23 protein-coding genes are annotated in these 24,716 nt (G+C 38.0%); 15 read left to right on the top strand and 8 right to left on the bottom strand.

Going from position 1 to position 24,716, the window contains the following annotated elements; translation table 11 throughout:
* Positions 1 to 103: 103 nt before the first annotated feature.
* On the bottom strand, positions 104 to 346 hold the full coding sequence (locus AC6CHV_RS16530; RefSeq protein ID WP_498079245.1) for a hypothetical protein: 243 nt from the start codon (positions 344 to 346) through the stop codon (positions 104 to 106).
* Between the two features lie 392 nt (positions 347 to 738).
* On the bottom strand, positions 739 to 1,179 hold the full coding sequence (locus tag AC6CHV_RS16525) for an SRPBCC family protein (RefSeq protein WP_498079244.1): 441 nt from the start codon (positions 1,177 to 1,179) through the stop codon (positions 739 to 741).
* 477 nt (positions 1,180 to 1,656) lie between these two features.
* Here AC6CHV_RS16525 and AC6CHV_RS16520 point away from each other — a divergent pair, with 477 nt between their 5' ends.
* The 7 genes from AC6CHV_RS16520 (at position 1,657) to AC6CHV_RS16490 (ending at position 7,280) form a co-directional block, all read left to right on the top strand.
* The gene (locus AC6CHV_RS16520) at positions 1,657 to 2,445 is read left to right on the top strand and encodes a DeoR family transcriptional regulator (protein WP_498079243.1); all 789 of its coding nucleotides are present in this window, start codon (positions 1,657 to 1,659) and stop codon (positions 2,443 to 2,445) included.
* Complete coding sequence (locus tag AC6CHV_RS16515; protein WP_498079242.1) at positions 2,446 to 2,925, top strand: PTS sugar transporter subunit IIA; 480 nt, start codon at positions 2,446 to 2,448, stop codon at positions 2,923 to 2,925. It begins immediately after the preceding gene.
* A 4-nt stretch (positions 2,926 to 2,929) separates the two neighbouring features.
* Positions 2,930 to 4,048 (top strand): M42 family metallopeptidase, encoded by a 1,119-nt coding sequence (locus AC6CHV_RS16510; protein WP_498079241.1) that lies wholly within the window; start codon positions 2,930 to 2,932, stop codon positions 4,046 to 4,048.
* On the top strand, positions 4,045 to 4,320 hold the full coding sequence (locus AC6CHV_RS16505; protein ID WP_121445586.1) for a PTS sugar transporter subunit IIB: 276 nt from the start codon (positions 4,045 to 4,047) through the stop codon (positions 4,318 to 4,320). The genes AC6CHV_RS16510 and AC6CHV_RS16505 overlap by 4 nt, the downstream gene beginning before the upstream one ends.
* 25 nt (positions 4,321 to 4,345) lie before the next feature.
* Complete coding sequence (locus AC6CHV_RS16500; protein ID WP_498079240.1) at positions 4,346 to 5,686, top strand: PTS transporter subunit IIC; 1,341 nt, start codon at positions 4,346 to 4,348, stop codon at positions 5,684 to 5,686.
* 26 nt (positions 5,687 to 5,712) lie between these two features.
* Entirely contained in the window at positions 5,713 to 6,519 is an 807-nt protein-coding gene (locus AC6CHV_RS16495; protein ID WP_341333118.1) for a BtpA/SgcQ family protein, read from the top strand.
* A 167-nt stretch (positions 6,520 to 6,686) separates the two neighbouring features.
* The gene (locus tag AC6CHV_RS16490) at positions 6,687 to 7,280 is read left to right on the top strand and encodes a ribulose-phosphate 3-epimerase (RefSeq protein ID WP_440272402.1); all 594 of its coding nucleotides are present in this window, start codon (positions 6,687 to 6,689) and stop codon (positions 7,278 to 7,280) included.
* Between the two features lie 161 nt (positions 7,281 to 7,441).
* Here the strand turns inward: AC6CHV_RS16490 and AC6CHV_RS16485 are convergent, their stop codons facing one another.
* Both AC6CHV_RS16485 and AC6CHV_RS16480 read right to left on the bottom strand, forming a co-directional pair.
* On the bottom strand, positions 7,442 to 8,563 hold the full coding sequence (locus tag AC6CHV_RS16485; protein WP_440272401.1) for an ABC transporter permease: 1,122 nt from the start codon (positions 8,561 to 8,563) through the stop codon (positions 7,442 to 7,444).
* A gap of 1 nt (position 8,564) precedes the next feature.
* The gene (locus tag AC6CHV_RS16480) at positions 8,565 to 9,494 is read right to left on the bottom strand and encodes an ATP-binding cassette domain-containing protein (RefSeq protein WP_498079239.1); all 930 of its coding nucleotides are present in this window, start codon (positions 9,492 to 9,494) and stop codon (positions 8,565 to 8,567) included.
* A gap of 400 nt (positions 9,495 to 9,894) precedes the next feature.
* On the opposite strand from AC6CHV_RS16480, the gene AC6CHV_RS16475 reads away from it, so the two are divergent.
* Entirely contained in the window at positions 9,895 to 11,076 is a 1,182-nt protein-coding gene (locus AC6CHV_RS16475) for a M14 family zinc carboxypeptidase (RefSeq protein ID WP_498079238.1), read from the top strand.
* A gap of 212 nt (positions 11,077 to 11,288) precedes the next feature.
* Here AC6CHV_RS16475 and AC6CHV_RS16470 read toward each other — a convergent pair whose 3' ends face one another.
* The 4 genes from AC6CHV_RS16470 to AC6CHV_RS16455 form a co-directional block, all read right to left on the bottom strand.
* Positions 11,289 to 12,164: a M15 family metallopeptidase gene (locus AC6CHV_RS16470; RefSeq protein WP_440272411.1), complete on the bottom strand. Its 876-nt coding sequence runs from the start codon at positions 12,162 to 12,164 to the stop codon at positions 11,289 to 11,291.
* Positions 12,165 to 12,678: 514 nt separating this feature from the next.
* Positions 12,679 to 14,343 (bottom strand): LolA family protein, encoded by a 1,665-nt coding sequence (locus AC6CHV_RS16465; protein WP_121445598.1) that lies wholly within the window; start codon positions 14,341 to 14,343, stop codon positions 12,679 to 12,681.
* A 4-nt stretch (positions 14,344 to 14,347) separates the two neighbouring features.
* Positions 14,348 to 14,893, bottom strand: a complete 546-nt coding sequence (locus AC6CHV_RS16460; protein ID WP_121445599.1) for an RNA polymerase sigma factor — start codon at positions 14,891 to 14,893, stop codon at positions 14,348 to 14,350.
* Positions 14,894 to 15,329: 436 nt separating this feature from the next.
* A complete protein-coding gene (locus AC6CHV_RS16455; protein ID WP_121445600.1) occupies positions 15,330 to 15,815 on the bottom strand; it encodes a DUF2062 domain-containing protein in 486 nt (161 codons plus the stop codon).
* A 415-nt stretch (positions 15,816 to 16,230) separates the two neighbouring features.
* On the opposite strand from AC6CHV_RS16455, the gene AC6CHV_RS16450 reads away from it, so the two are divergent.
* The 7 genes from AC6CHV_RS16450 (at position 16,231) to AC6CHV_RS16420 (ending at position 24,593) form a co-directional block, all read left to right on the top strand.
* A complete protein-coding gene (locus AC6CHV_RS16450) occupies positions 16,231 to 17,253 on the top strand; it encodes a LacI family DNA-binding transcriptional regulator (protein WP_121445601.1) in 1,023 nt (340 codons plus the stop codon).
* A 65-nt stretch (positions 17,254 to 17,318) separates the two neighbouring features.
* Positions 17,319 to 18,671, top strand: coding sequence for an ABC transporter substrate-binding protein (locus AC6CHV_RS16445; RefSeq protein ID WP_121445602.1), 1,353 nt, complete (start codon positions 17,319 to 17,321; stop codon positions 18,669 to 18,671).
* A 14-nt stretch (positions 18,672 to 18,685) separates the two neighbouring features.
* Positions 18,686 to 19,570, top strand: a complete 885-nt coding sequence (locus AC6CHV_RS16440) for a carbohydrate ABC transporter permease (RefSeq protein ID WP_121445603.1) — start codon at positions 18,686 to 18,688, stop codon at positions 19,568 to 19,570.
* A complete protein-coding gene (locus AC6CHV_RS16435; RefSeq protein WP_207899825.1) occupies positions 19,567 to 20,493 on the top strand; it encodes a carbohydrate ABC transporter permease in 927 nt (308 codons plus the stop codon). Before AC6CHV_RS16440 ends, AC6CHV_RS16435 begins: the two co-directional genes overlap by 4 nt.
* A 24-nt stretch (positions 20,494 to 20,517) precedes the next feature.
* Positions 20,518 to 21,837, top strand: coding sequence for an alpha-glucosidase/alpha-galactosidase (locus tag AC6CHV_RS16430; RefSeq protein WP_121445604.1), 1,320 nt, complete (start codon positions 20,518 to 20,520; stop codon positions 21,835 to 21,837).
* 294 nt (positions 21,838 to 22,131) lie between these two features.
* Positions 22,132 to 22,656, top strand: a complete 525-nt coding sequence (locus AC6CHV_RS16425) for a type 1 glutamine amidotransferase domain-containing protein (RefSeq protein WP_121445605.1) — start codon at positions 22,132 to 22,134, stop codon at positions 22,654 to 22,656.
* A gap of 452 nt (positions 22,657 to 23,108) precedes the next feature.
* Positions 23,109 to 24,593 carry a helix-turn-helix domain-containing protein gene (locus tag AC6CHV_RS16420; RefSeq protein ID WP_440272398.1) on the top strand — a complete coding sequence of 495 codons (1,485 nt, stop codon included), beginning with the start codon at positions 23,109 to 23,111 and terminating at the stop codon, positions 24,591 to 24,593.
* Positions 24,594 to 24,716: the final 123 nt, after the last annotated feature.

Genomic DNA, 24,716 nt, shown 5'->3' with positions numbered 1-24,716 from the left:
TTCTGGGTTTACTGGGTCACAGTGACACCCCGAAATTTGTCGAAGGTTGCGAGCTAGAATGGAGAATCATAAAAAGAGAGCTATTAAGAAGCTCTCTTTTACATTATTGATTATATAATTCTTTATAGGCAATTACTTTTAATGCTAGAATTTCATCTTCGCTTAATTTGCTCTGTACTTCATCAAGTACTTCTTCATTAGAAATTGTACCTTCTTGTCCTTGGTGTCTAATCTCGTTTAGTTGAGTAATACCGACTTTATTAATCAGAACTTTAGTCGCCTCCTCTTTTGTTGTAAATGGAAGTTTACTCTTATCAACTGATTTTGCGTCTTTCAAAAAGGTCATTAACTCTGGATCGTTTTCAACTGCCCTTTTAATATCTTCAATTTCTCCGCTATTTTCTAATTCTGACTAATCAGATACTATTTTGGTTCCAAAATAGTAAACCCCATAGCCTAGAATCACAAATACAACTATGGTGAAAAAAAGAAATTTTAATAACCTCATATCTTCACCCTCCCCTATAACTATACATAAATCATGTAGGGCTGAATAGTGTCATTGGCTTTTTATTAATGGTACTAGCAGATAGCTGTTGATAATTACCTTTAAAATAAAAAAGAAGATGAATCCATACAATCATGTAGTTCATCTTCTTTCTTAATGCATATTTTTAAAATTACTTTGGTTATATCAGATTGTTTTCTACTTTGCTTGAGAGATTTTCATCTATAAAACTATGAAAACACTGGAATTTTACGAGCGATTGATTCTGTTAAACGAGTTGCAACTTTTGGAACAGCCCATTTAATAATCGGTGTTAACACGGCACCCGATAATCCGCCTGCATGGACTTCCACGGTACAAGTCATGGTTGTTTTCCCATTAACCTCTTCTGCAGTAAAGTGACCGCTACCTGTAAAGTTATCTGATAACCCTTTCAGTTCAAACTTAATATTAGAAGGCTCATTCCACTCAGTAATATCTACCTGCGCTTTTACCGTCTTTTTAATCCCTTTTACATTACCTTCAAACGTCCAAATTGATTGCTTGTCATTGATGATTTCATGTTCTTTATACGCTGGTACTGTCGTTGCCCACTTTTCAAGATCACTAACATAGTCCCAAACTGCTTGTACATCTACTGGAATTACTACTGTATGAGTTCCCGTCGCCATTCTGATTCCTACTTTCGTTATGTATGAATTGTAGATTTAGATATCTACCAGAATATTATTGCATAAAAGGGATGAACTTACATTACTTTTGTAGGGGGACAAACCCATATAGTTCCTAAAAGGGTAGACCTTTAGGGCTGGTCTAAAATGGATATATTAGATCCTACAAAAATCATGTAACTGACTATTCAAGATGGGACACGGGACCTGTCCCCTTGTCCCAGACCAATCCGAGATGTATATAATCAAATTGTTTCACCCTGTAAAGCCTGTTTACCAATCATAAAAAATAAAATTGTAAAATGTTGTAATATTTACTACATTCTTTCCCTCCCTAGTGAACCAAAAGCGTTTTTTCCTAACTATTCCTTCCGGTACGATAATAAACCCTTATATTTTTTATCAAAACATCTCAAATGAATTCATAAACAATCATATCGGTTCATAGAATGCTGGTAAGAAGGGTGGTTATTTTTTATGCTTCAGGCTGAAAGGGCTGAAAAAATACTGCAATTCATCAATGAGAAAGGATTTGCTAAAACGACTGAACTAATTGATTTATGCCAGGTGTCAAAACCCACTATCATTCGCGATTTGCAAGTACTTGAAAAAGAAGGTGCTATTATTCGAACACATGGTGGCGCAAAGAGTGTAAAGAAGGGGACTAATTTTGAACCAAAACAAAGCTTGAAGGAGCAAATTGCAAATGAGAGCAAAAAACAGATTGCTAAAGTTGCAAAACAATATATTTTTCCTGGTGAAACCATTCTGCTTGATAGCGGGACTACTACATTAATGTTAGCTAACGAGCTTAAGGATATGGAAAATATTACAGTCATTACAAATGATATTAAGGTTGCGATGGTTCTGGCCGAGAATGATGGAATAGAGTTAGTCGTTCTTGGCGGTCAAAAGAGAAAAGGTGTATACAGTCTGATTGGCCCCATTACAGAAATGCTTACAAGTCAATTCCATGTAGATAAGGTGTTCCTTACTGCAGATGCGATACATATTCACAAGGGAATTACGAACTCAAATATAGAGGAATCTAGTGTGAAAAAGGCTTTCATAGACATTTGTAAGGAACGATTTTTATTAGTAGATAGTAGCAAATTCAGTTCAATTTCTTTTTTTAAAATTGCGGATATCTTTGAGGTCCAAACCATTATTACAGATGAAGGTTTTTTACAATTATCTGATCTCGAGTCTTGGAACAGTTTTTCTAAAGATATTATAACAGCTGGCAAAGAGGAAGGTGGTATATGAGTGAATCTACTTAATGGTTTATTGGATGAAGAGTTAATCTTTCTTAAGTTGAAATGCAATTCGAAAGAACAACTTCTAGGTTGGCTTGGAAACAAATTAGTCGAAAAGGGCTTCGTAATGCAGGGGTATGAAAAAGCACTCTTGGAACGAGAGGCTTTGTATCCTACTGGATTAGTGACAACCAGCTGTGGGGTTGCGATTCCACATGCTGAACCGTCCTATGTAATTAAAGAAAGAATTGCTATAGGTATTTTAGAAGATGGAGTAGCTTTTGGAAACATGGGGGCGTTAGACGAAGAAGTGCTGGTGCATGTTGTGTTTCTATTAGCATTAAAGCATTCTTCACAACATCTAGAAGTGTTACAGGCAGTAACGTCCCTTTTTCAAAATGAAGCATTTATGAATAATATTCAAAAGGCAGAGACAAAAGAAGACGTTCTAGAGTTGTTTCAATCAATCTTACTAGAGAAAAGGGGGTGAATCGGTGGAACAGCTCAAACAAATTATTAAAGAGCTCACATCCATATCTGGAGTAAGTTCTCGTGAGGATAAGGTCATATCTTATATGATAAAAAGTCTAAAGCCATATGGAGATCAAATCGAGGTTGACCCTTTAGGGAATGTTACATGTTCGTTTTTCTCTAGTGTTTCGAATCCGAAAAAGCTTATGTTGTTTGCTCACATGGATGAAATCGGGTTTATTGTCCGAAAGGTTGAGGAGAACGGGTTTTTGCGGGTTGAACGAATTGGTGGAGTACATGTAAATGTGTTGCCGGGGCTAAAAGTGGATGTAATCGGCTCGAAAGGAGTTATCCCGGGGCTCATTGGAACCACGTCCCATCATTTTACAAAGCAAGATCAAAAAGGAAAAGTACCCACTGATGGAATGTATGTTGATATTGGGGCACGAACGAGGGATCATGTGAAGGAACTAGGAGTCAATGTGGGTTCATTTATCACCTACCATTCTGATTTTACGGAACTAGCAGGTGACTTGATTTCCAATAAAGCCATGGATAACCGCGCAGCTTGTGCATGCTTGCTACTGTTAGCTCAGGAACTATTTCAGATAAAAGATAAACTCCAATGGGATATTCATCTAGTCGCATGTGTGCAAGAAGAGTTTAATATTCGGGGCATCATGCCAGTAGTGCGAAAACTATCACCAGATGTTTCGATAGGAATTGATGTCACTCCTTCTTGTGATACACCGGATATGAGCGGATATTCTGATGTGATCATTGGCAATGGACCAGCCATAACGTGTATGAACTTTCATGGCCGTGGGACATTAGCCGGGGTACTCCCTGATGAAGGATTATTTAATCAAATCGTTACGATTGCCGAGCAGCAGAATATACCCCTGCAACATGAAGTCGCACTCGGAGTTATTACTGAAAATGCCTTTATATCATTTGCTGAACAAGGCATAATGACAGCTGGTTTTTCGATTCCTACAAGGTATACTCATACTCCAATTGAAACAGTATGTCTATCTGATGTAAAAGCACTCATACACGTCCTCTTCCATTTTCTACAGTCTCTAACTACTCATACATCATTTGGAAAACAATACATACTCGAGAAAGGAGGTGCACAATGAAGACCATAATCGTAGCATGTGGTGCAGGTGTTGCAACTTCAACCTTAATTTGTGATCGAGTCCAAAAATTACTAAGCTCTCAACATATTCAAGCAAACATTATCCAATGTACACTTGGTGATATTTCACGCTATGTAGATCAAGCAAATGTGATTGTTACGTCGATGAAAGTCGATCGTTCTTATTCAATTCCTATTGTATTAGGTATTTCCTTTATTACTGGAGTGGGCGTAGAGCAAACAGAAAAAGAAATTTTAGAGAGTCTATCTTAGTTTTATCACATAAGGGGGATTGTGTATGGATTTTATTATTAGCGTGTTTGATTATATAAGTGGTTTAGGTGCCACTGTTATGATTCCAATCATTATTGCAATTGTTGGGCTTGTTTTCCGACTTAGTATCGGAAAGGCAATTCGTGCCGGTGTTCTAGTAGGTATTGGGTTTGTCGGTCTAAACCTAGTGTTAAATCTTATTTGGGACTATGTTGGTCCAGTAACAACTATTTTAATAGAAAAATTCGACCTTAATTTATCTGTTGTAGATGCGGGCTGGCCTGCTGCAGCTGGTGTAGCATTCGCTACAAAAGTAGGAGCCGTTATCATTCCTTTTATTATTATTGTTAATTTCCTCATGCTTCTGACAAAGCAAACCAAAACTGTCAATATCGATATATGGAATTATTGGCACTTTGCTTTTTCAGGTGCGATTATTATGTCGATCACAAATAGTTTCTGGTATGGATTACTTGGGGCAGCAGGGCACGCTATCATTGCTCTGAAAATCGCCGATGTATCTGCTGAAAGGGTTCAAAAAGAGATCGGTATACCAGGTATCTCCATTCCCCAGGGGTTTGCAATTACGACCGTCCCTATTTACATGCTCCTCGATAAGATATATGACAGGATTCCAGGCTTTAAAAATAGGAAAATTGATTCAGCCGCCATTAACCAAAAACTAGGGATATTCGGAGAACCATTTATGATTGGGTTATTCCTAGGTATTTTAATCGGTTTAGTAGTTGGCTATGATGTGAAGCAAACGATTGAATTAGGTGTAGCGATGGCTGCCCTTATGCTCCTTTTACCACGAATGGTTAAAGTGATTATGGAAGGTCTAGTGCCCATTTCAGACGCGGCAAAAGCCTTCTTGGAAAAGCGTTTTAAAGGCTCGGAGTTTTATATCGGACTTGATTCAGCCGTAACTCTTGGACATTCAACCACAATCACAATCGGAATCCTACTCATTCCAATTACCCTACTCCTAGCAATGATTATCCCATTAAATACAACCTTACCTTTCGGTGATCTAGCTGCAACTGCATTTTTTATCGCGATGGCCACTCCTATTCATAGAGGGGATTTCTTTAGAACGTTAATAAGTGGAACCATTGTAATGGCTATCATTCTCATGCTTGCAAGCTATTTTGCTCCGGTTATTACTGAAACAGCTATGAATACAGGCTTTGACTTCCCTGAAGGTGCAACCGACATTACTGCATTATCAGCTGGTAATCTAGTAGCCTATGTGTTTTCCTTATTCGCCAAGTTAAAAATAGTTGGCGTGTTCTTAATCGTAGCCTTCGTAGCAGCGGTATTATTCTTCTTCAGAAAACCATCAACATCAGGGAATACGAATTAAAAATATGACTAACAAGAGGTGCAGGTATGACTTGGTTAAAAGAAGTAATTGGAACGGAGAAATGTATTATTGCAATGTGTCATCTATTACCACTTCCTGGAGACCCGAATTTTGACAACGAAAAAGGGATGGACTACGTGATATCGATGGCTCGAAAGGACCTACATGCCCTTCAAGATGGTGGAGTAGATGCGGTTATGTTTTCCAATGAGTTTAGCCTGCCGTATCTAACAGATGTACGAACCGAGACAGTTGCTGCAATGGCGAGAATCATAGGTGAATTGAAAAGTGAAATTAAAATTCCATTTGGTGTAAATGTCTTATGGGATGCCAAGAAGTCACTAGATTTAGCAGCCGCAACGAATGCGTTGTTTGTTAGAGAAATCTTTACTGGTGCTTATGCAAGCGACTTCGGGATATGGAATACCAATGTAGGGGACACCATTCGTCATAAGCATCATCTAGGTGTAGGTGATGTGAAGGTTTTATTCAATATTATTCCTGAGGCAGCTAGTTATCTGGCACCTAGAACAATTGAAAGTATTGCAAAGTCAACAGTCTTTAATAATCAGCCTGATGCACTTTGTGTTTCTGGGTTAACAGCAGGTGTGGAGACAGATGCTCAACTTATGAAGCGAGTGAAGAAAACTGTTCCGGAAACTGTTCTTTTCGCGAATACGGGTGTGAGGCTAACCAATTTTGAACAGCAGTTAGAGGTGGCAGATGGAGCCATTGTTGGAACAACATTTAAATACGACGGAAACTTCCATAATCATGTTGATAAAAAGAGAGTCAAAGAATTCATGGATGAGGTAAAAAGATTCAGGAACTGACAGATGCTGGTGGGGCAAGGGGAATGTTCCTTGTCCCACCGACGTTTGAGGAAGGGGGACGAACGATAGCAGTGGTCTTCGAGGTAGTTTCTGCTGGTGGTTAATTCATTAAAAAATATGACATGTTACACCAGGTATACGGTCATAGAGAAATAATGGAGGTACAAATGAAGATTTCACCTTCGATTGCATCTGCAAACCCATTGCAACTAGGCGAAGAAGTAAAGAAAGTTCAAGTGCATTATGACGATCTTCACATCGACATTGAGGACGGAAACTTTATATCGAATATCACCTTTGGACAGAAAACCATAAAAGCTCTTCGAAGTGTTACACATCTTCCATTCTCATTTCATCTAATGGTTACCAATCCATATGATTACTTGGAACAACTTATGGATTTATCACCAAGCATCATATTTGCCCATGTTGAGTCACTTCCATATCCAAGTGATTTTTTATCAAAAGTACGTAAGGCAAATCAAAAATGCGGTTTAGCCTTCAATCCAAAAACACCAGTAGATTCTTATTCTTACTTAATGAATCAGGTAGATGGCATATTAATTATGACCTCAGAACCCGACGGACAAGGACAATTGTTTAATGTGGCAATGGTTGAAAAGGTTAAGAAGGTTGCTAAGAACTACAACTTTAACGGAGAAATATGGGTTGATGGTGGCGTTAAATACGAGCACCTTCCACTCTTAGTTGAAGCCGGCGCTACACACGCAGTAATGGGTAGGGCCGTTTTTGGAGAATAGCTGGACTATAGCGGCACGTGGGATTTCGGACTTTGATTGGATATTTTTAATTGTATTTTATTTCGTAGCATGACCTGGGCCACAGGGACATGTCCCTTGTCCCACTTTCGAGTCCAGGTAACACCAAGGAGGGCAGGTATCTGCCCTCCTTTTTCATCATTTTACCTCGTTGATACAATTGATTGTCTTTTATATAACAAGGAACCCAAGATAAAGGCGACCCCACCCCAAAGGAGCATGTTCCCAAAACCAAGCCAAAGCGGGGATGAAAGAATAGGAGTATTATAGACCATACTGTCTCTTAGGCCGTCTGCAAAATAGGTGAGCGGAAGGATGTTTGAGATAGGTTGCAGCCATTCAGGCATTGTTTCAATAGGAAAGAAAATGCCGCTAACAAACATCATGAGAAAGCTAACAATGTTTGCCACTCCCATATAGGCTTCATTCGTATTGCTAAAAGAAGAAATAAAATAGCCAATCGCATTGAAAGCGAGAGCTCCCATTAAGAAGACTAATAGTAAACTAGGGAAGTTAATAAACAGATTGGCCCCGAATACGAATACGCCAATTAAGGATAAGAGCGTGATTTGGATGATGCTAAATACAAGACGCATGATCATATCACTAAGTCCAAAGATGCCCATTTTTGCAGGGGTCATCCGTAACCTTTTGATTAATCCTTTTCTACGCATATCCACTAAGTCAACCATTCCGAACAAGCCACCTTGAGCAATGGATAAAGCGATCATTCCCGTTAAGAGAAAGTCAGTATAATCTAATTCCGGATCGCCTGAGGAAACCGTCTCGAATTGCTGGTTAAAAGTTGGGGTGGCACCAACGGCTTGTAAGTTTGCCTGCTGAATGAAATTATCGAGAATTCCCGAAACGACTTGGGTTGATACACTTTGTTCATTCTCTTTGTTTACGATCAGCTTGATCGATGTTGACTGTGCCGATTCTGGCAAAATGATGGCAGCATCGACTTCCTTTTCTATTACTAAATCTTTTGCTTTATCTTCACTAACCGAACCATCTCCGCTTTCTTCGATAATCGGAACTTGTTGCAGTTGTTTTTCCATCATCGTAGATGTTTCATTCGGAGATTCATTCACAATCACCACCTTCGTGTTGAAATCATCACTTGAACCACCGCTGAATATCGTCATAAAGATAACCATTAAAATGACTGGGAAGAAAATCCCCCAAAACCAAGCTTGTTTTTCACGGAAGGTTAATTTTAGCTGAGCAAGGAACATTTGTTTAAATTGCTTGAGATTATTCATCCTAATCCCTCCACTCCTTACCGGTATAAGCTATAAAGACATCTTCAAGACTCATTTCGTGAATGGAAACTTGTTCGACTTGATATTCCTTTTCCTTTGTGAATTTAAAGAGGTTAAACAGTGAATCCTCTGGTTTAATGGTCCATAGATTAAGCGTGGTGTCCTCCCGTTCTGTTCGTGTTATAGATTCAATCGACTTTGCAAAAAGCTCCGCATCCTGGGCGGCTTTCTCTCCATCAAGGAAGGATAATCGTACCTCTCTTTCGTTTGTTAATTTTTCGATTAAACCGGAAGGGGAGTCCAAGGTTACAACCAACCCCTGGTCAACGATACATACTCTGTCGCTCAGTTTTTCAGCTTCTTCCATATAATGAGTGGTAAGAATCGTCGTTTTCCCTAAATTTTTAAGCTCAAGAATAATGTCCCACACATTTCGTCGTGCCTGAGGATCGAGGCCAGTTGTCGGTTCATCCAGGAATACAATATCGGGATCACTAATCATGGCAAGCCCGATGGCAAGTCGTTGCCGCTGACCGCCCGATAATTTTTTTACTTGGTTCTTCCGGTGCTCCGTAAGATTAACCAATTTGAGAATTTCCTCCGTTGACCGCGCCTTGTCATAAAATGTAGCAAATAGATTCAAATTTTCTTCTGGTGTCAATAAATCAAACATGGCACTCGATTGTGGCTGTACACCAATTTTCCTTTTGATCGTTAGTGCATGCTTCTTCCAGTTCAGTTCACCAAACTGTATTTCTCCTTGATCTGGCGTGACCAAGCCTTCTATCATTTCTAGTGTTGTTGTTTTTCCTGCCCCATTTGGACCGATGATGGTAAAAATCTCTCCTTCTTTTACAGAAAAGCTAATATCTTTAACGGCTTGAATGGAACCAAATGATTTCTTTAAATTCCGAACTTCTAACACATTCATACTTACATCACCTTTCCTTGAAATATAGCCATTTTTGCAAAAGCCCTACACCAAAAGTAGTACCACGTTTATTCCTATGATGTGAGCAAAGGAAAAATTCGTAATGAATTGATTAGGTCACGCTAACTTCTCGAAGTTTGTCGAAAATTTAGACCGTAATCAAATCTAAAACCCTATACTCCAAAAGTTACAATTCTACATAAAAACTAGGTATTTCCGCTGATTTGATAGGATAGGACCAACTATTCATTTTTAATAAAAGTTTCGGTTTTCGAAGTAATTTGATAGAAATAGTCAAAACTAGTACAGTTTCGACAGCGGAAATCGACAAATCTAAATCTACTAAACTCATACAATCTAGTTGTATTCACAGAAAAAATAGTAGAGTGGAGTGGTGGTAGTGAAGAAGAAAAAGGTTATTTCTACGTTAGGGGTTATTGCATTATCGGCAAGTTTGGTAACGCCGGTGTTTGCACAACAACCGGAAACATCACCTGGGACACCTGATGAGCAAGTTTTATCTGTAGAGGGGTTCACGAATCATGAGCAGTTAGGGAAAAAACTGCAGCAAATCGCAAAGAGCAGCCAAGGAAAGGTTCAGGTTGAGGTAGCGGGTTACTCAAACCGAGGTAGAGAAATCTACAAGGCGACAGTTGGCCAAGGAGACAAGGTCATTTTACTCGAAAGTGAAATTCACGGAAATGAACCGACAGGAACGGAGGCCATACTCAACATTTTACAATTCTTGGGTACAAATTCTCCTGAAGCACAAAAGATTCGTGAAGAGGTTACGATTGTAGCGCTACCGAAAATGAACCCAGACGCGTCTGAGTTGAGTCGTCGTGGAAATGATTTAACATGGGCAGAGGTAGTAGAGGACTTTCCACAATTAGCAAGCGTAAGACCAACATGGAACTACTATACATATCAGAATCAGACTTTTGATTATGCATCACAGCCAGGCTTTGATGTTAACCGTGACTTTAATCCAAACCTTGATTATGTCCCACAGCCTGAGGACTTCCCAGGGAATTCTTCTCAACCAGGATGGTTCATTACACCTGAATCCCAGGTCGTTCGTGACGTGTATAAGGACCTTCAAGCTGAGTTTGGCAAGGTGGACGTATTTGTAGACTTACACCATCAAGCACCATACTATGAGGTAGAAGGCACAGACGATCTAGTCACGTTCTCTATCAGTGGCCAATTCGTCCCAGACCCAGCCACAACTGAAAAATATGCCGAATATGCGGATACATACGACTATGATTTCTCGCGCCAGCTGAATGTTGCAGTGTTTGACGCCTTACAAGAAAAAGGGAATGCAAACATTTCCCTTTATCCACAAGGCCTTGACCTACCAGGAACAGCGTTAGGAACATTTGCATTAAACGGAAGTGGCGCCGTGTTGTTTGAAGTAAGAGGCCAAACACAAAGCATGGGCCAAAAGAAAAAGGGGGAACTAGTAAAAGCAGTTGAAAGAGGTCTATACGGAATTATCAACGGCGTAGCCGATGGAACCGTGTACGACATTAACCCTGAAGAATACGAGTCAATTCCATTGACCAAAGGTAGACAATAGGCGAAGCTCATGTTGAAGATTCGAAAGTTGTCAAAAGTGTGGGTCACAGGGACAGGTCCCTTGTCCCACTTCTTTCTCACAGTAACGTCTAGGGATACCGGTGCAAGATCGCTTCGGGATAAGTTAAAGTTACTATATTAAAGTGATAATGATATTTTTTGGATGCTTGTAAATTTACAGGCATCTCTTATTTTTTGTTGAACCATGAAATACTACCGATATCTCGTCACGATCACCCCATCCACGTTATTCCCAGAAATCTCATATTGAGAAAGAATAGGTTCTACGATTTCAAGTGTGTCTGAAACAGGGTGGTAGGAGATGTAATAGTCTATTTCTCCAACCGTTGTCATCACGTTCTTTTCTTTTTTTAGATAATCTATGTATTCCTCCAGCACGAGGTCCTTTTCCTTCATAAGCGCACTATGGGGCAAGCCTACATAGCGAAAGTGCCATGGCTCATATTCAATTCCGGTAATATCTGTTTTGTCCTCTGGATACCGGAGAATAAATCCGTATTTCCATGCATTTTCTGCCATCCATTTTCCTTCAGGGGCATTTTCCATTTTCATCATGGTCGAGCCAACATCGAGTGATAATCCTAGATTATGCTCACTATAACCTGGTGGCAAGGCATAACTAGATCCCATCTCTTTATAGAGTTTTGCTTGTTCTTCAAAGTCTCGAAATCCACTATTCACCGAAAAGTGAACCAGCCCATCCTTTTTGGCTGCATCCATCATCATAGAAAATTCGAGTCCCGCCTCTTTTGATAGAGAAATAGAATCAACGCTCGTCCCGAATTGTTTACCTAATTCCTCTATTGATGATAAGGCTACAATATCTTCTTTTATACTCGTTTGTTTAATCGGGTAGGTATTGTTGGCTAACAGCAAGTCTCCTTGGGAAATCTGATTCTCGTTAATATCAATGGTTTTGATCTTCTTTACGGGGGGCTCTCTTTTCATCATGTTAGAAACGATTAATGATTCATTTTGTGTTTCTTCAGGTTGAAGGAACGGAATTGAAATCACAAGAGTAGCAGCAATAATCGTAATCAAGAAAGCTGGCAATATCCATTTTTTCATCCGCTGCAATTATCTCGCCTCCTTATCGATTATACGATTATCTTACTTTTTTATTATATTCGTTACTGTGGTATTCAAGCTTATTTATCAATTTTTCTCTAAGTATTGGATCCCTGGCATCACTAATTAAATGGGAGTAATATTTCATCATAAGAAAATGCCAATATTTAAGAATCATTTTCTTTCCACCTTACACTATACATTTAAATATTATATCGACAAAAGTCGTCAGTATTTTAATTCGGAAGAGGTTCGTTCTTTTTCCGATTGGTAACTGTTAGGAAAATGAAAAACCAGACTGAAATAAACAAAATAGAGGCTTTTCTCAATGTATTCACTCCTTATAAAATGGAAAAGAACGCCTTTTAATTCTATGCTACTTCCTTCTTCCTTACAAATAAAGATATCCGAAATACAAGAAAAAAACTGTCTAACTAAGACAGTTTTTCCAATTAACAATAAGTAACTTTTTAGCATCTATAGCTCTCAGCTTTCTATTTGCCAACCATAGCATCTATTCTTTGGGGTCGTATCCTACAACCGTCCATATTCCAGTAGAATCTTGTCTGATTAACCTCTTTAGGTAAACTCTTGATATAGGAGTTTTCTTTCCAGTTACTTCAACTATGGCATCTTTCCCTGTGTTTTCAACTACTTTTAAGTCACTTTCTGTTATTGGATATTCACCACTAATACCTTCAGGTGAAATCTTCAGACTTACAAAAACTTGTGAGGCAAATAATGGGTCAAGTTTAAAGACTGAGTGTCCTGCATCTGCACTTTTCTGGTCATTTTTCTCAACTTCTAGGTTAACAGGTACTTCGATTTTTCCTTTTTTGGAGGACTCATCCAATGGGATATTCACATCACCATCTGTCATAGTTTCTGTGAAATCAACCAATCCATCTAACGTCGTATTTCCAATTATAGTAAACTCTAGATCTTTTTCCTGCCATCGAATAGAGTGAAGGTCAGTTGTACTAGCATACGGAATGGAGCCTACAAGGATTCCATGATCCGCTATAGGAGACAGAATCTCTGCAGTTTGATTCTCGATTTTACCTAAAATGGCATTAGAATCAGGAGTGAATTCATCGGTAGCCCTTCCTTGAATGACAGTAATTATTTTGTCTTGAGTAGGATTCATATAATAAAGCTTCAAAGTCTCATGATCTGTTAAGATAGCGATCCTCTCTAATGAAAAGCCAGCTGGATTTCCACTCGGTAATTTAGGTGAAAAGTCGACATACTCCTTAACTTCCATCCAGTTATTTAAAACTTGCTCACCATCTGACTCGATTTCTTCATAGTTGCCTGGAACATTGTATGTCAGTAATTCATCTGGAATCTGTTCAGTAACTTCCAAATCAGTGAATGTTATTTTGTATTGAAGCGCATTGTACATCGTCGTTTCTTTTTGAATCGGTAGATTTGTAGCACGATCAATCCAAATCCGATAAGGCTCTCCACCTTGTGGAATAACTTCCAAAATCGTGGCTTCACGGCCATCAATCGATTCTTCCCCGATCACCTCAGTGGATAGCGCATTTTTCACTTCTTCAATCTCATGTCCAAGTTCAAATGTAAAACGATACGTATCAGGAAATGGTGCGAACAGATGAACTTGCTCCTGATCGGGAACAATTTGCCATTTCTTTTCGCCATTATTTACTGTAACTAAGTCTTTATGCGCGCCTTTCAACCCCTCCGTATAATAGTCGCCATTTTGATTTGCCCATACTTTTAATGTTGACTGTGTGATCGAATCTCCATTCGCATTGGTTTCGACGATTGTAAGATTCCCATGATATGCTTTTACTTCTTGAAAAGCTTCTTCCATGGCGTGAACGATGTTGGCGTTGTTAGTAAGAGGCAAGAAGAAATTCAGTGCAATTGCTAAGAACAGTATGGCTGCGATACTTGCCACGCTTGTAACCCAGAAACGTTTTTTCTTGTATGATGTTTTCTTTTTTGGTCTGTTCTTTTTAATAGAATTTACTAATGTTTTCTCATAACCTGTCTGTGGCATACATGGTTCTTTTAAGCTGTGAATTTTCCTTACAGTTTCGTAAAGTTCATTTAGTTCTTCATTGTTTGTTGGATTTCCATGTGCACTTGGTTTTTGCTCTGCATTTAAATCATCTATATAATCAGATAGTTTTTTATGATTGTCGTTCATTCATTTATTCCTCCTTTTCATGTGCATTAAGGATTTCAGAAAGCTTTTGGATGGCTCGATACTGTATTACACGTATGTTTGCTTCTGTTTTGTTCATCAATTTAGCTGTATCCGCTACGGAATATCCTTGTAGAATTCTTAATTCGATAATGGTGCGCTGCTCTTTCTTCAGTTGAGTTAGTGCTTTTTCAATAACCATCCTCTGTGCACTCATTTCGGTAGCATCGTCTATGGCACTTTCCAGTGGATTTATCATTTCGAGATTAACGTGTGTGCCTCTCCGCTTTTTCTTGCGCCATACATCACGAAGCAAATTTAAAGCCACGCTTCTCAAATAACCACTGTATTTTTCTGGTTGAATGCCTCCCTTTTGTAAAAAGGGGATGGCCTTTACATACGTTTCTTGCGTAATATCTTCGGCTTCCTCACGATTTTGAACTTTATAATATATATATCGATATACTTTTTCCCATGTCGCAGAACAAATCTCCTCAATGGAATTCAAGTCAGCATCGTGTCCTATTTTCCTTGCATGTTTGTTGTCGGACATAAGACGTAACTCCTTTTTCCCTGGCCAGGTTTCTCATACTAATAAAAACGTTCTACAAGGCTAAAACGTTACATTTTTTTTGCGTCACAGTGACGCCCGGGAGGGACAGAGGGATAGGTCCCTTGTCCCAGAACCAAGTGTTAAAGAATATTACGGTACTATTAATTTACTTCGACCTGTACTAATTGCAAAATTTTATTTCAAACAAACGTTTGATTAGCAGTCTAAGACAACAGTACCAAGCACTTTCAATTTCAATCAACGCTTGATTGGACGACTTTTTGGGTGGAGTAGAAATGCTGTTCTAGTGGTGAAACGAGGTGAATTACTATTCTAATTCTTTGGGCTAGACCCCAATGTGCATCAAATAGATGAAAGGAGATGTATGTGAAGTGTTTGGGGAGGAAAGCCTAGCTTTCTAGAACCACAGGAGCGGTCAGTGAAACTTCCCTCTGATCATACGTAATAAACCTTTACGGTACATTTTAAATAGAAATTTCACGATGAAATAAAAGAATATGGAGAAAAGAACGGTATTAATAAAGGCCCCTTCTAGAAATGTAAATCCTTTTGAAAAAAGGCTATTTACTCCATCTAACGTATGTTCCAGAGCATCTGCGTAGTCAACATCCTCGAGTTCATCTACTCTCGTACTCCTATCTAAAAGAAGACTACCAACTTTATAATTTAACAAAAATAACGCAGGCCACAAGGGAGACCCAATCAAACCACCTACAAAGGCTGCCACTGTATTCGCCCTAACTAATTTTGCTAGGCCGACCGAGAGAATCACGCCAAGTCCAAAAGTAGGATACCAATTTGGTATAAAACCCAATGTAAAACCTAACGCCACCTGATGAGGGCTATCGTTAACTCTAAGTAAACGCACAAGATTATATTTAACTTTTCGACCTAATTTCATATTGATTACGCCTCCAATTGCTTAAGACAAACACTTTATCCAGCAATGCTTGTTGTGTGTCTAGTGTATCATACGCTAAACACTTTAATGAGGACAAGTACAAAAGGGAGAGAGACGAGAGGGGCGTACCACTACAGAAATTATAGAGAGGAAATAATTAATAATGTACTATTTATTAATTTAACTTGTATCAACTGCGAAATATTTTTCAAACAAAAGCTTGATGGAACTATTATTTGCGTCTTAAAGAAATGCTAATATAGTAGTGAAACTGGGACAGAGGGACCGGTCCTGTATCTCAGAAATATATTGACTAAATTTTTTAATAATTCTTATTGATTTTAAATTCTGAATAATATACAATAAATTTACAGAAAATTTCTGAGTTTTTTCTGAAATAATTGGAGGGCAAGTTATGAAAGTTACATTAAAAGATATTGCTGAGAGGGTAAATGTGTCAGTATCAACTGTATCAAGAGTACTGAATAATACACCAACATCAATAGATGAAGAAACTCGAAATGAGATTTTTAGTATTTCTAGAGAACTAGGATATAAAAAACATATGAAACCCACAGAAAAAATCAGAAATATTTCTGAAGTACAGATTGGTTTATTGCTAAATAATTCAAAAAATAAATACAAGGATCCATATTTTTCAGAAATTATCTATGGTATTGAACAAGAATTGATGGACCAGGGTTTAAATATACAATTTACCATAGATGAACAGGAATTGCAGGAAGGTATGTTGCCAACTAAATTCACTGGAGATAACACTGCTATTATTGTTGTTGGCCCACTTGAAAACTCATATCTTCAAACGATTAAACAACAGGTCTCAATCATCATATCTGTTGGGGGAAACCCCTCTTTACCCATTGATTATGTCACCCTTGATTTTAAAAAGAGTGCATTCAATGCGGTTAGTCATCTATTGAATCTTGGACATCGAGATATTGCTTTTATTGGGGCAAATGCACTTTCCGAAAGTGTAATAACTGAGGAAGCAAGATACCAAGGATATGAACAAGCCCTAAATAACGCTAATATTCCTATAAAAAAAGAATGGATTAAAAATGGCAGTTTTACAGTTAATGGTGGGTACCGTGCGATGAAGGAAATTTTGGCTTTAGATCATCTTCCTACAGCATTATTCATTGCCAGTGATAGGATGAGCTATGGCGCATATAGGGCGATTCAGGAAAAAGGCTTAACGATACCTAATGACATATCTATTATTTCCTTTGATGATTTAGAAATGTCACCCTATATAAATCCACCTTTGACGACAGTTCGCGTACATAAAGAAGAGTTAGGTAGAATAGCTGTTAAATTACTATCAGAACGAGTAAAAGGTGAAATCACACTTCCATTAACTACATATTTGCCAACTGAGTTAATTGTCCGCAAAAGCTGCGGTAACAATAATAAATAATTAAAAGGAGGAATCAGCCCAATCGCAACTATTCTAGTAAAGCCATTAAGTGGAGGGGGATTTAAATGAAAGCGTTTAAAAAAGGAGGAAGTAAAATGAAAGCGTTTAATAAAACTGGTTTTATTCTTTTTGTATCCCTTATGATTGCCTTTTTATTAACAGGGTGTGCAGGCTCATCTGATAGTAGTAATGGAGAATCAGATCCGGCAGAGAATAGTGATAAAGAAACAATTGAATTTGTATACTGGGCTGCTGCGGGCGGAGAGGAACAAGCATTTTTAGATATGATCGAGGATTTTGAGGAAAAAAATCCAGATATTGATGTAAAACCGAACCAAGTACCATCTCCATCACAAGGGGACTATTACACCAAAATCCAGACAAGAATCGCTGCGAATGACTCGCCAGATATCTTCCGAATTCAATACCAAAAGTTTGGAGAATTTGCTAGTAAAGGTGCTTTACTAGATGTTACCGATATTTTAGAAGCAGATAAGGAAAACTTTAATTCTAGTTTATTAACAGCAGTCACGTTTGAAGATAAAATCTTTGGTTTACCACATCACACAGATACTTTAGCCGTTTTCTATAATAAGACATATTTAGATGAACTAGGAATTGAAGCTCCAAGTACGCCTGAAGATGCTTGGACATGGGAAGAATTTATTGATGTAGCTACAAAAATTGAGGATGCTGGGCTAGCTGAAAAAGGAATTGCATTTAACTGGGCAGCGAGTTCCTCATACCGTTCTCTACCATTCTTCTTCCAAAATGGAGCAACCATACTAAATGAAGACGCAACAAAAGGAAATGTAGATACTCCAGAGGCTATTGAATCTTTTAGATTTTTACAGGATATGTTTAAGAACCATATGTCACAAGGTAATAGCATGAAGGGTTCAGATGATTTCAATATGTTATTTTCTTCTGGAAATGTTGGACTATTAATCTCAGGAAACTGGATGATACCGAAATACGAAACTGATATGAAAGATTTTGAATGGGGCGTTACATACATGCCTGTGAAGCAGTCTGCAGCATCTGACTTAGGTGGTAATGGTATAGCAATTCCGGCTGCTTCTGAACATAGTGAGGCTGCTAAGAAATTTTTAGCCTATATGGGTGAAGCAGAAGTTATGAAGGCATTTGTAGAGAAAGGTTTATTCTTACCTTCCCGTACAGATATTACTGAACCATTTAATTATGCAGTTGAGGATCCTGAAATGCTGAATCTATTTATCGAACAATCACAGACAGTGCCATCGGAGTTGGCTCAAACAGTGACAAGCACTAATTTTTCTAAGATAAACCAAGCTTTAGCAGAGACATTAGAAGAGTTATTTATTTCCAATACAACACCTGAAGATGCAGCTAAGAGTTTCAATGAAAGGATCAACTCTATACTTGAAGAAAACTAAAAGGGGTTATAGCTATGTATTTCATGAAAAATTGGTATAAAAAGAACTCAATAGCAATTGCCCCCTATATATTCATTGCACCCAATGTCTTATTGTTTTTAATCTTTATGATTATTCCAATCATTTTCACATTCTATATTAGCTTTCATGATTGGGGTATTCTTGGGGCACCAGTATTCATTGGATTTCAAAATTTCGTGAAACTGTTTTCGGATAACGTATTTTGGACGTCGCTTGGAAATACCGTCTATTATACAGCTGCCACTGTTCCTTTGAGTGCTGCATTCGGTTTATTAGGGGCTATCTTGCTTAACCGCAAGATTCCTCTGCGCCCTATCTTTCGTACGATCTTCTTTGCTCCTGTTGTTGTCTCCATGACAGCAGCAGGACTCATTTGGACATGGATGTTCAATCCACACTATGGATTGTTTAATGAAATTCTCTCTTACTTTGGAATTGGGTCAGTTGACTGGTTAACTTCAACGACTTGGGCAATGCCGGCCATCATAATTACAACGCTATGGCTACGAATTGGTTATTGTTTAGTTATTTATTTAGCAGGACTCCAAGCTGTTCCGGACAGCCTTTATGAGGCAGCAGATATGGATGGAGCAAATGATTGGCAGAAGTTCTGGAGAATTACACTTCCCATGATTAAACCCACAACCGTCTTTATCATCGTGATGGAAGTTATACATGGTTTCATGGTCTTTGACCTTATCTACACGATGACAAATGGTGGTCCAGGCTTTTCAACAACAGTAATCGTTCAGTATATTTACCAAAAAGCATTTGTTGAAGGTGACATGGGCTATGCATCAGCAATCGGTACCGTCTTCTTCCTGATTATTATGGTATTAACTGCTATACAGCTTCGGATAGGGAGGGATGATTCATGAAATCAACAGCTACTCCAATTTCTCATAAAGAACATCCAGAAACAAACCCAACAAGGAACTTCCGTAACATTACAAGTATGCAACCTAAGAGAAGAAGGAAACGGTCATTTACTGTAAAACAGACAGTTGCATTTATCGCCTTATGCTTTATGGCTCTATTATTTATCATGCCGTTCTTTTGGATGTTGTCTACATCTCTAAAGTCTCCTGAGGAGGTAAGTTCAAAGAATGTTACTCTTTTTCCTGAAGAGTTAAGATGGAGTAATTTTATTGATGCACTAGATGCAGCTCCTTTTCTTGGTTATATCGGCAATTCTTTAATTGTCAGTATTTTAGCTGTGGCGCTTACCGTGTTTATCAACTGCTTGGCTGGCTATGCCTTTGCAAAATACAGCTTCAAAGGAAGAAACTTTTTATTTCTAATGGTACTTAGTACATTAATGATTCCCGTCCAGATCACAATGGTACCAAACTTCTTTATATTAAAAGAATTGGATTGGATCAACAGTTACGCTGGTCTAATCGTACCTAGAGCAGCAGAGGCATTTGGACTGTTTTTGGCAAGACAGTACATTTTAAATATTCCTAACTCATTAATTGAAGCGGCAAGAATTGACGGAGCAAGTGAATTTAAAATTTTTACTAAGGTCATCTTGCCAAATATTAAACCCCTAATCGCAGTGCTCGTTATTTTTACATTTATGTGGAGATGGAATGAATTAGCATGGCCACTAATTGTTGTATCTGAAAAAAGCATGTACACTGTCCAATTAGGTCTAGCTATGGTAAAAGGTGAACATTATATTGAATGGACTCAAATAATGCCACTCACTTTATTATCGATTATCCCTATCTTACTTGTATTTCTGTTCTTCCAACGATACTTTATTCAGGGCTTTGTCGGTTCTGGAATGAAAGAATAAATATGATTTGAGGAGAGATTCATTATGACAAAGGTAACTATTATAGGTGCTGGAAGTGTTGTATTCGCCAAACGATTAATATCAGATATTATTTCTTATCCAGAACTATCAGACACCACTTTTTGGTTAACAGATATCAACGAAGAAAGACTGGATACCGCAAAAAAAATGGCTAGTAACTTAATCAAAGGAAAAGAAGCCCAAGTATTTGCGACATTGGATAGAAAGCAAGCACTTAGAGATGCTGACTTTGTATTAAATCTAATTCAGGTAGGAATGCATGAAGCGACAGTCAAAGACTTTGAAATTCCTAAAAAATACGGGCTTAAACAGACAATTGCTGACACTCTAGGAGTTGGTGGAGTATTCCGTTCATTGCGCACAATCCCGGTGTTGCTTGATATATGCAAAGATATGGAGGAAGTTTGTCCCGATGCCTATCTATTAAACTATACAAATCCAATGGCCATGTTAATGCATGCCGTATCTAAGGCAACCTCTATTAAATCTGTTGGACTATGTCATAGTGTTCAAAATACGGCTGATGATCTTGCATCCTACTTGAATATTCCAGTTGAAGAACTAGATTATAAGGTTGCTGGAATTAATCATATGGCATGGTTTTTAGAATTAAAGCAGAATGGTGAGGATTTATATCCTAAACTATTTGAAGCCATGGAGAAAGAAGAAATTTATAGCCAAGATAAGGTCCGTTTTGAAATGATGAAACGATTGAATTATTTTGTTACAGAATCCAGTGAGCATATGTCAGAGTACACTCCATACTTTATTAAAAGAGACGAACTTATTCAACGCTTTGATATTCCTATCGACGAATATATTCGTCGAAGCGAAAACAACTTAAAGAAGTTTGAAGAAACCAAGGTTAAAGTGGAAAATGGGGAAATCATTGAGGCAGAGAAAAGCCATGAATATGGTGCACCAATCATCCATTCTATCACAACAGGTACAGACCGTGTTATTTGGGGTAATGTCGCCAATACAGGTTTGATTACAAACCTGCCAAATGATGCTTGTGTAGAAGTTCCATGTCTAGTTAATAAAGGAGGAATTCAACCTTGCTATGTTGGTGAACTACCTCCGCAATTAGCTGCGATGAACATGACAAATATCAATGTACAACAACTAACAGTTGAAGCTGTTCTAACTAAAAATATCGATTATGTTTATCAAGCAGTCATGATGGACCCACACACTGCTTCCGTCCTTTCACTTGATGAAATCTGGGATATGACAAAAGAATTAATTGATGCACATGCAGATCTATTACCAGAATTCACATCTGGAAGAAACCTGCACAAAAACAACCTAGTTGCAAACTAGGGACAGAGGGACAGGTCCCTCGTCCCACTTCATATCTGATTTATAAGAAATTATACTAGAGTACTAATAGCTCGATAGTGCAGTAACCTGTACTAATCGAGCTATTTTTGTAAATGCCGATTTCAAACAAACGTTTGTTTGAATTTTTACTATTGAAGAATAGGAAGAAAGGACTCACCAAACCTTTATATTATACATTTCTTCGCTTTGACCCTATATAAAACCTCCTCAGTTTAAGATAGCCTTTTGAAATGGTACAATGAATGAAACTAGAAATGAAAGGATGGTTATGTAATGCGATTAATGGGAAAAAAGATTATCGGTCTTGTTCACCACGACTTTGAAGATCTAGAACTATGGTACCCGGTTATGAGGCTTAGAGAAGAAGGGGCTATTGTGGACCTTGTTGGTGAAGAAGCGAATCAGAAATATATAGGTAAGTACGGTGTCCCTGCCATTTCCGAATTTGCGTATGGTGATATAAAAGCAGAAGATTACGATGCGATTTTAGTGCCGGGAGGATGGGCTCCAGATAAAATTCGTAGGTTTCCGGAAGTATTATCGATGCTACAGCAAATGAACGATGACAAAAAGCCAATCGGACAAATTTGTCATGCAGGTTGGGTACTAATCTCAGCTAAGATACTGGAAGGGAAAAAAGTGACGAGCACTCCAGGAATTAAAGATGACATGGAAAATGCAGGCGCGACTTGGTTTGACGAACCTGTCGTAACCGACGGCCATCTCGTCTCTAGCCGCCGTCCACCAGACCTACCAGACTACATGAGAGAATTTATAAAAGTCCTGGAACAAAAATAGTGGGGTTCCCTCATCCCAAGAAAAATGGTGGGACAACGGACCTGTCCCCTCGTCCCACCGCATTTTTTGAAAGCCTTGAAGGGCTTTTTTTTATGCAAAGAATGTCAGTGTAAACTATAGTGGAAAACCAATGGCTTGATTTTACAGTAATCTGTACTAATCGGGCTATTTTTGAATTCTTCGACTTCAAACAAACGATTTTTAAAGGTTGAACTCAATGATATCGGGGAATTTTCAAGTCTATCAATTGTTTGTTTCAATTGGTTTTGTGAGGAAAAGGGACTCCTGGGTTAGACTGTTATACTGTCGTATTAAAATCTTAGTATAGGAAAGGAGGAACAGGTTTCACTTTGCTATAATGTAGTAGTTAGGATGAGAACTCCAGTCAAGGGAAGGATTGCCTTGATGTTAAGTATAGATGAGATTACTAATTTTAAGGAGCGAAGGAAACTATGAAAATAGTCATTGCAGAACGGGATTACAATGAAGGTGTTGCAATTGAATGGCTTATATCGACTTACTCGATCCCGATTAATAAAGTTTTCGTAACGAACACAGTAAAGGAAACAATGGCTGTGATTGAAAAAGAACTTCCTGAACTTCTGTATTTGGAATTAGATATGATACCGGCTGAACATTGGTCACAAGTTAGAAGGAGTGTGAAAAACTTTTCACCCAAAATTATTGCTGTTACAGCAGAAGCGACCTTTGAACGGGCAAAGCAGGCAATTGAATTAGGTAGTGTTGATTTACTTGTTAAACCACTCGATCCGGTAAAAATCAAGCAATGTCTAAGAATGGCATTGTCACTACTTGCAAGTCGAGAACCAATACATACTTTTTCACCTAACAAGGATGAAGGCTATTCTTATCAATCTATATTTTTAGATCAAGAACAAAATAATGGTGATATTTCATTAATGCTGTTACATGTGGAGAATAACAAAAAAATTTCGGATTTGCTACAATTTTTGACTTATTTTCCATTCAGGGACCATCCAACAATTTTACCCTTATCAGACATGGTTGTATGTTTGTTCAAAAATCCAACACAGCATACAAAAGAAGAAGCATCTAAAATCTTAAGGGAGTGGGAGGCTTCAAACATCGAACCTCTTGCTGCAGTCGTGATCCCGCCTAATAATGAAATGAAATCTGTATATGAAATGTATATAGTGGCTAGAAGGCTGTTAGAAATGACGTTTTTTATTGGGTATCGTCAAGTCATTTTACCAAAAGAAGTTAATGAACAGTGGCGAGAAATAGACCCCTTTTTAACCTCTGCTGAACAGCGGGAATGGGTAGAGATGTTAAACAGTTTTGATAAACATCGAATAAAAAGATGGATGCATCAGGAGTTTTTACATATGGAAACGCCTTTTCCAAATCCGGAAAAATTAAGGACACGCCTAACAAGCATCCTAGCTCAGATCAGAAGATTCATGAAAACCTATCAACTCGATCACGATGAAATGGAAGAATATTATATGAAAATATTTTCAGAGATTTTATTCAATCGTGTACTATATCGAATTGTGCAGGAAATCCTTTTGTTTTTATACGATTTACTTGATCGTGCTAAAACGGGTGAAGTGTTTTCAAAGAAAGATGTAATTGAAAGAGGCCTCCTTTATATCGAAAAGCATTATACCAATCCTGATTTAACATTAGAAGATGTTGCAGTAGCTGTCGGGAGGAGTACATCGTATTACAGCCACTTATTAATGAAAAAGCAGGGGATTTCGTTTCGTCAGTATTTAACAAATATACGTATTAATGAAGCAAAGCGCCTCCTACATGATGGGCAGCTAACGATTAAAGAAATCGCATATCATGTTGGGTTTCGTAATCCTAGTTATTTTACTCGGATATTTAAAGAAATGACCAAGATATCTCCACGAGAATATCGTATGCACATAAGAGAAGGAATGGAGTAAAAAATTCATTAATATTAAAAACGTAAATAATTACAATAATCGTAAAAAATTATAAGTTTTTGGATATTTAAAGTCCTATTTATATAAAAATTCGAAAGAAAATATCATAATTCGAAAATGAAT

The sequence above is a fragment of the Ferdinandcohnia sp. GQ5 genome (genome assembly GCF_059759275.1).
Note: the sequence above shows the minus strand (reverse complement) of the source record. Positions and strands in the feature narration are given on the sequence as shown.

Coding starts and splice junctions, on each gene's coding strand:
- AC6CHV_RS16450 (WP_121445601.1), top strand. CDS start 16,231: ATGAAAGTTACATTAAAAGATATTGCTGAGAGGGTAAATGTGTCAGTA.
- AC6CHV_RS16425 (WP_121445605.1), top strand. CDS start 22,132: ATGCGATTAATGGGAAAAAAGATTATCGGTCTTGTTCACCACGACTTT.
- AC6CHV_RS16500 (WP_498079240.1), top strand. CDS start 4,346: ATGGATTTTATTATTAGCGTGTTTGATTATATAAGTGGTTTAGGTGCC.
- AC6CHV_RS16420 (WP_440272398.1), top strand. CDS start 23,109: ATGAAAATAGTCATTGCAGAACGGGATTACAATGAAGGTGTTGCAATT.
- AC6CHV_RS16485 (WP_440272401.1), bottom strand. CDS start 8,563: ATGAATAATCTCAAGCAATTTAAACAAATGTTCCTTGCTCAGCTAAAA.
- AC6CHV_RS16435 (WP_207899825.1), top strand. CDS start 19,567: ATGAAATCAACAGCTACTCCAATTTCTCATAAAGAACATCCAGAAACA.
- AC6CHV_RS16530 (WP_498079245.1), bottom strand. CDS start 346: ATGACCTTTTTGAAAGACGCAAAATCAGTTGATAAGAGTAAACTTCCA.
- AC6CHV_RS16460 (WP_121445599.1), bottom strand. CDS start 14,893: ATGTCCGACAACAAACATGCAAGGAAAATAGGACACGATGCTGACTTG.
- AC6CHV_RS16440 (WP_121445603.1), top strand. CDS start 18,686: ATGTATTTCATGAAAAATTGGTATAAAAAGAACTCAATAGCAATTGCC.
- AC6CHV_RS16495 (WP_341333118.1), top strand. CDS start 5,713: ATGACTTGGTTAAAAGAAGTAATTGGAACGGAGAAATGTATTATTGCA.
- AC6CHV_RS16505 (WP_121445586.1), top strand. CDS start 4,045: ATGAAGACCATAATCGTAGCATGTGGTGCAGGTGTTGCAACTTCAACC.
- AC6CHV_RS16480 (WP_498079239.1), bottom strand. CDS start 9,494: ATGAATGTGTTAGAAGTTCGGAATTTAAAGAAATCATTTGGTTCCATT.
- AC6CHV_RS16465 (WP_121445598.1), bottom strand. CDS start 14,343: ATGAACGACAATCATAAAAAACTATCTGATTATATAGATGATTTAAAT.
- AC6CHV_RS16445 (WP_121445602.1), top strand. CDS start 17,319: ATGAAAGCGTTTAAAAAAGGAGGAAGTAAAATGAAAGCGTTTAATAAA.
- AC6CHV_RS16525 (WP_498079244.1), bottom strand. CDS start 1,179: ATGGCGACGGGAACTCATACAGTAGTAATTCCAGTAGATGTACAAGCA.
- AC6CHV_RS16520 (WP_498079243.1), top strand. CDS start 1,657: ATGCTTCAGGCTGAAAGGGCTGAAAAAATACTGCAATTCATCAATGAG.
- AC6CHV_RS16470 (WP_440272411.1), bottom strand. CDS start 12,164: ATGAAAAAATGGATATTGCCAGCTTTCTTGATTACGATTATTGCTGCT.
- AC6CHV_RS16455 (WP_121445600.1), bottom strand. CDS start 15,815: ATGAAATTAGGTCGAAAAGTTAAATATAATCTTGTGCGTTTACTTAGA.
- AC6CHV_RS16490 (WP_440272402.1), top strand. CDS start 6,687: ATGAAGATTTCACCTTCGATTGCATCTGCAAACCCATTGCAACTAGGC.
- AC6CHV_RS16430 (WP_121445604.1), top strand. CDS start 20,518: ATGACAAAGGTAACTATTATAGGTGCTGGAAGTGTTGTATTCGCCAAA.